Origin of the sequence: Sulfitobacter sp. UBA4523, from assembly GCF_002388305.1 — a bacterium.
Taxonomy (GTDB): Bacteria; Pseudomonadota; Alphaproteobacteria; order Rhodobacterales; family Rhodobacteraceae; genus Sulfitobacter; species Sulfitobacter pontiacus.
The window spans coordinates 108,504-113,901 of sequence record NZ_DGMH01000017.1; the positions used below are offsets into that span (position 1 = coordinate 108,504).

The 5,398-nt window shown below is 61.8% G+C and carries 6 protein-coding genes; 4 read left to right on the forward strand and 2 right to left on the reverse strand.

Annotation, left to right across the window (positions count from 1 at the left end; genetic code table 11):
* Positions 1-171 precede the first annotated feature (171 nt).
* Positions 172-1,302, reverse strand: a complete 1,131-nt coding sequence (locus B3849_RS03805) for a TRAP transporter substrate-binding protein (protein WP_037943698.1) — start codon at positions 1,300-1,302, stop codon at positions 172-174.
* A 192-nt stretch (positions 1,303-1,494) separates the two neighbouring features.
* Here B3849_RS03805 and B3849_RS03810 point away from each other — a divergent pair, with 192 nt between their 5' ends.
* The 4 genes from B3849_RS03810 (at position 1,495) to B3849_RS03825 (ending at position 4,231) form a co-directional block, all read left to right on the forward strand.
* A complete protein-coding gene (locus B3849_RS03810) occupies positions 1,495-2,187 on the forward strand; it encodes a ZinT family metal-binding protein (protein ID WP_278424733.1) in 693 nt (230 codons plus the stop codon).
* A 65-nt stretch (positions 2,188-2,252) separates the two neighbouring features.
* The gene (locus tag B3849_RS03815) at positions 2,253-2,558 is read left to right on the forward strand and encodes a DUF6525 family protein (protein ID WP_278424732.1); all 306 of its coding nucleotides are present in this window, start codon (positions 2,253-2,255) and stop codon (positions 2,556-2,558) included.
* Positions 2,559-2,668: 110 nt separating this feature from the next.
* On the forward strand, positions 2,669-3,619 hold the full coding sequence (locus tag B3849_RS03820) for a class II glutamine amidotransferase (protein ID WP_278424731.1): 951 nt from the start codon (positions 2,669-2,671) through the stop codon (positions 3,617-3,619).
* A 3-nt stretch (positions 3,620-3,622) separates the two neighbouring features.
* Positions 3,623-4,231 (forward strand): poly-gamma-glutamate hydrolase family protein, encoded by a 609-nt coding sequence (locus B3849_RS03825; protein ID WP_286779836.1) that lies wholly within the window; start codon positions 3,623-3,625, stop codon positions 4,229-4,231.
* On the opposite strand, the gene B3849_RS03830 is transcribed toward B3849_RS03825, so the two are convergent.
* Positions 4,215-5,291: an alpha/beta hydrolase gene (locus B3849_RS03830; RefSeq protein ID WP_286779837.1), complete on the reverse strand. Its 1,077-nt coding sequence runs from the start codon at positions 5,289-5,291 to the stop codon at positions 4,215-4,217. The two genes, B3849_RS03825 and B3849_RS03830, sit on opposite strands and share 17 nt — an antisense overlap.
* Positions 5,292-5,398: the final 107 nt, after the last annotated feature.

The following is a 5,398-nucleotide window of genomic DNA, read 5'->3' on the forward strand; positions in this document are numbered from 1 at the left end:
TCGTAGCCCGTGCCGATGGACATCAGCAGGATAAGCCACGCGAATGACTTGCCAAACCATGCCGACAGGCTGTCGGCGAACCGTATAAATGAAATCATGATGTCCCCATGCCTCGTCTGAAACCCCGGCACACAAAGGTGCCGGGGTTCTGTACTTTACCTGTCAGCGGGATCAGAGCTTGATCTTGCCAGGGAAGTAATGCTCGTAGGCCAGACCGTAGTCGGGCGAGTTCATCAGCTCGTAATACGACACACGGCTGACCCACTCGCGCTGGCTGTCGAGGGTCTTCTTCATGAACGGATCGGCTTCCAGCTCGGGGATCAGTTCGTCCCATGCCTTCAGCTGTGCGTCCAGAATCTCTTTCGAGGTGCGACGCACGGTGACCCCTGCTTCATCCTGCAAGAACTGAAGATCCGCAGAATAGCGGTTCATCGCCTTGGCTGTGTTCGCGGTAGAGGCCGCTTCGACAGCATATTTCAGGATCGCCTGCAGGTCCGGGTCCAGATCCTCAAGGAAGGTCCGCGAGAACAGGAACTCGAAGCTTTCGGACGCCTGGTGATAGGACGACAGATAGTAGTTCTTGGCCACGTCCTGCGCGCCAAAGTCCTTGTCCGACGAGGGGTTGTTGAACTCGAAAGCGTCGATCACGCCACGCTCCATCGCGGGCACGATTTCGCCGCCCGGCAGCTGAGCGACGGACATGCCGAGCTTGGCCATCAGATCGGCCGCCAGACCCACGGTGCGATATTTGAACCCTTGCAGATCCTCGACCGAATTCACCTCTTCCTTGAACCAGCCAAAGGGCTGCGCGAACATCGGGAAGCCCATATAGCCGACCACGTCGAGGCCCATGATGTCCTGTGTCAGCTCGTTATACAACTCTTGGCCGCCGCCTTCGTAGAACCACGACAGCATCGTCGTTGCGGAGCCGCCGAAAACCGGACCTGTGCCGAACAGCGACGCGGCCTTGTTCTTGCCGTACCAATAGACAGGCACCGAATGCGCGGCATCGATCAAGCCGTCATTCACAGCGTCCAGCACCTGGAACGCCGCAACAACCGCGCCCGCAGGCAGCACATCGACCTTGACGCGCCCGCCCGACATTTCTTCGACGCGGGTGGCATAGTCGCGTGCGAAGTCCTGCCAGATGTTGGCGTCATTCCATGACGTTTGCATTTTGATAACCAATGGCGCTTGCGCCAGAACCGCCGGAGCCGCCAGCATGCTGCCAGCCGCAGCCCCGCCAGCGACGGCCGATTTGGTCAAAAACGAACGTCGATTAATACTATTATTAGTCTTCATTTTGTTCTCCTCCCAGAGCGACTGCGCGGTCCTTTTTCAAGTTCCCTACCGGCAATCGTGTCCCGACCTTACTGCCTTGACTGATTTAATCAAGAATTCTGATCATTGTTTTCCGCGCAGATTGCCTTTAGGGAAATGGTTACGTTATAACATAACTAATCATTTCCCTACCGATCCTGAATGGAGCCCATGATGACCCGCATCCACACCGCATTTCTTTCCGTTCTGGCCGCGACCTCTCTTGCCGCCACAGCCCTGCCCGCCCTTGCGGATCACGCCAAAGACAAGGCGCATGACCACGAGGCCCATGATCACAGCCACGATCACGACCATGATCATGATCACGGCGACGACGACATCTACAAAGGCTACTTCGACGATGCGCAGATCAAACCGCGCCCGCTGGCCGACTGGGAGGGCGACTGGCAGTCCGTCTACCCGCTGTTGCAAAGCGGTGATCTGGACGCGGTGATGGCGCATAAGGCGGCCAAGGGTGACAAAACCGCCGAGGAATACAAAGCCTATTACGCCACCGGCTATGCCACCGATGTCGACCGGATCGTATTCTCGGGCGATACCGCAACCTTCTACACGGGCGAGACATCGATGCAGGGGCGGTATGAAAGCGACGGCTTCGAGGTGTTGACCTATGAAAAGGGTAATCGCGGTGTGCGCTATATCTTTGAAAAGGTCAGCGGCGACGCCGAGGCCCCGATGTTCTTCCAGTTCAGCGACCACAAGATCGCGCCCGCCAAGGCAGATCACTATCACCTTTATTGGGGGGATGATCGCGCGGCCCTGCTGAAGGAAGTCACCAACTGGCCGACATATTACCCCGCGGCCCTCAGCCCCGCTGACATCTCTGCCGAGATGCAGGCGCACTGACATCCTGCGCCGCTGCCTGCCTTGACGGTGGCGGCGCACCCCTTGCTTTCAGCGACAAAAGTACCATGCCGAAAACCACCCTCCGCCAGCCCAACTGCCGCAGCAGCCTTGCCGCACGCCGTCGCACACAAGACCCGATGGCCGCCTATGACCGCTTGCCGCCGGAACTGCGCGGCTGGCTGGCCCAAGCGGCATTGCCTTGGTCCGCACGCTCTGCCCTGCGGGCGTGGCATCGCGCCTTGCAGCGGTTCAGTGGCGATACGGATGCCGCAAAACAGCACCTATCACGCTGTGAGCGCAACACGCTAACCCGCGACCGTCTGCATATGCCGGACGCCCCTGCCACATGCGCAGGTGTCCGCCCCCTCTGATCCGCTGATCTGGCCTTTGGCCCGCGCCGCCCTACCTGAGCTGACAGAATGATACGGGATGCCGCCGCTTGGTGATGCCCGTGATCGACCCTTGATGTGATAGGAAAGCTATGTGCCGCGTTCTCGCCTATATCGGGCCTGAAATCCCGCTTGAAAGCCTGCTGATCAAGCCGGAAAACAGTCTGATCAACCAAAGCCTTGACCCCGAGCTGCACCCGAACCTGCAACTCGCCGGTTGGGGCTTCGGATTATGGAGCGCGCATCTGCTGAAGCCCGAGGAACCGCTGCTGTATCATCGCCCCATGGCCGCGTTCCACGATGACAACGCCCCCGGCATCATCCCCAGTTTGCAGGCAAGCACCATGCTCGCCCATGTCCGCGCTGCGGCCTATGATGCACGCAACGTGCTGGCGGACGAGAACTGCCACCCATTCTCGTTCAAGGGCACCCCGTGGATCATCGCGCAGAACGGAGCCCTGCCCCATTGGCGGCTGCTGCAGCGCGAATTGCTGCCCCTGTGCAAAGACGATTTCCTGCGGCAGATGAAAGGCACGACGGACACGGAATTCTTCTACGTGCTGCTGCTGTCCCTGCTGGAAGGCAATAGCGATGACGACGTGCAGGCGGCGTTCGAGAAGCTGCTTGATGCCGTATTGCAGGCGATGCGCAAACTGGACCTGGTCGCCCTGACCAAGCTGAAAATCGCTCTGGTGTCCACCGACCGGATCATCGGCGTGAACTATGGGGCCGGCCACAAAGGCGAAACCGCACCCGAAGGCGACTGGAAAGAGCTGCGCAAAGCCGGCCCCGGCACCGATGACTACGCCCTGTCGATGCTGCTTGAACCGATGTACCTGTTGATGGGCGAGAATTTCGAGGACTACGCCGACAGCTACAAGGTCGATGCCAGCCCCGAAGGTGAAGCGACCTCGGCCATTTTCGCGTCGGAACCGTTGACCGAGGATGGTTCCGACTGGTTGCATATCCGCTTCGGAGAGATGGTGAGCCTGCGTCGCGTCGACGGCAAGATCAGCAAGACGATCACCAAGCTGGACGTATAGACTATGGCCGACCGCTACCCCGATTTCGCCACGCTCGCCGCGGCGCATGAGCAGGACAGGGACTACCGTATCACCGTGCAGGATCGCGGCACATGCGTCGCGATCCTTGCGCCCCACGGCGGGACGATCGAACCGGAAACGGCAAGCATCGCACGGGCTGTCGCCGGGGATGATCTGTCGTTCTACTTGTTCGAGGCGCTGCGCGCCGGGGCGCATGGCGATTACCACATCACCTCGCATCGGTTTGATGAACCTCGGGCGCTGGCGCTGGTGGCAGGGGCGGACACGTCGATTGCCATTCACGGGCGCAAGGATGATGGCACCGACACGGTCTGGCTGGGGGGGCGTGACGAAATCCTGCGGGACGCTGTAGGCGACGCACTGCGCGCGGCGGGCTTCGGGGCCGCGCTGAATACGGCCCTGCCCGGCGTGCACCCCAGCAACATCTGCAACCGCACCCGCAGCGGCACGGGCGTGCAGTTGGAACTGCCCCGATCCCTGCGCCGCAACTTGGCAGAGGATAGCAGGATGATGGCGCGCTTTAGCACAGCGCTTCGGGCGGCCATTTCAGCAGCGGGTCTGGACGGCGACGCGGCTACCCGCCCAGTTTGATGCTCACCGGTCCGACAGACAGGGATTGCGGGGCCAGCGCATCGGCGTCTCGCAACCCCTTTATCAGCGCAATGGCAGAGGCAGAGGTGCCCGGCAGGAAGTGATTGCTGCCCGTGTCGGCGATGCCCGTCATATCCACCACGAAGACGCCAAGCCCTTCAAGCTGGTCCAGATCCTCTACCGATCCCAGACGGGCAGCCCCCCCTGACAAGCCCGACGACAGGCGCAGCAGCCGGTCGTTCTGTGCAATCGCCACGGTAAAGGGCTGCGGCAAATGGCCAAGCGCATGGGCCTGCGCGCGGAACAGGTCCATATCGATATCGGGCGAGATCAGCGTCGTCGCAGACAAACGATCCAGCAGGGCGCGGTCTCCACTCAGCGCGATCTGGCGCAACGTCTCCATAATCAGCAGCCCGCCCATCGAATGCCCCACCAGCGACACGCGCAGCCCGTCCTCGCGCAGCAGGCGCCGCAGCAAAGTCGCCAGCGCATCGCGGGCGATCAGCACGCTGTCGCGGTCATAGGTATATTCGAACGGGTTCGCCGCTGACGACCACGAAAAGTGGATCTGCGGCCCCTTCAATTCATAGTCCCACGCCACCTGCGCATGACGGTACGCGGCTTTGGCAAAGCCGTTGTTATAGCCATGCACAAAGACCACCGCCTCTTGCCCCGGTGTCGACGCGGCGCGGGCGGCAGTGACCAGCGCCTCCAGATCCGGCAAGGTCTCTGCCCCGGTGAGGGCGAAATGGCGTGCGGGGTCGGCCCGCGATCCGCGGCTGCGTTCGATCTGCCCGACCTTGTGGTTCGGCGGGATCGAGATGGCAAGCCGCGCGAAATCCAGCGTTTTGGCCCGCCCCGCACCGTAGGCGATCGGCGCGGGATCGGCGGTGCGTGTGGTCGCGACGAGCAGCTGTTGCACGCCCGCGCCCACATCCGCCCCAACGCCTGCGCTGGCATGGTCCGGATCAACGACAGAGAACCCGCCCTGCCCGCCACATCCAGCGACGGCACCCGCACTGGCAAGGGCGAGAAAATGGCGGCGGGTCGGTGTGCGCATCAGGGGGCCTTCCGGTCGTGTCGGGCGTATATACGCGCCGCCGCACCCTGCCCGTCAAGCCGGATGTCACGTCATGGCGGGTTTGGCCCAATGCGCCGGCGGTCAGC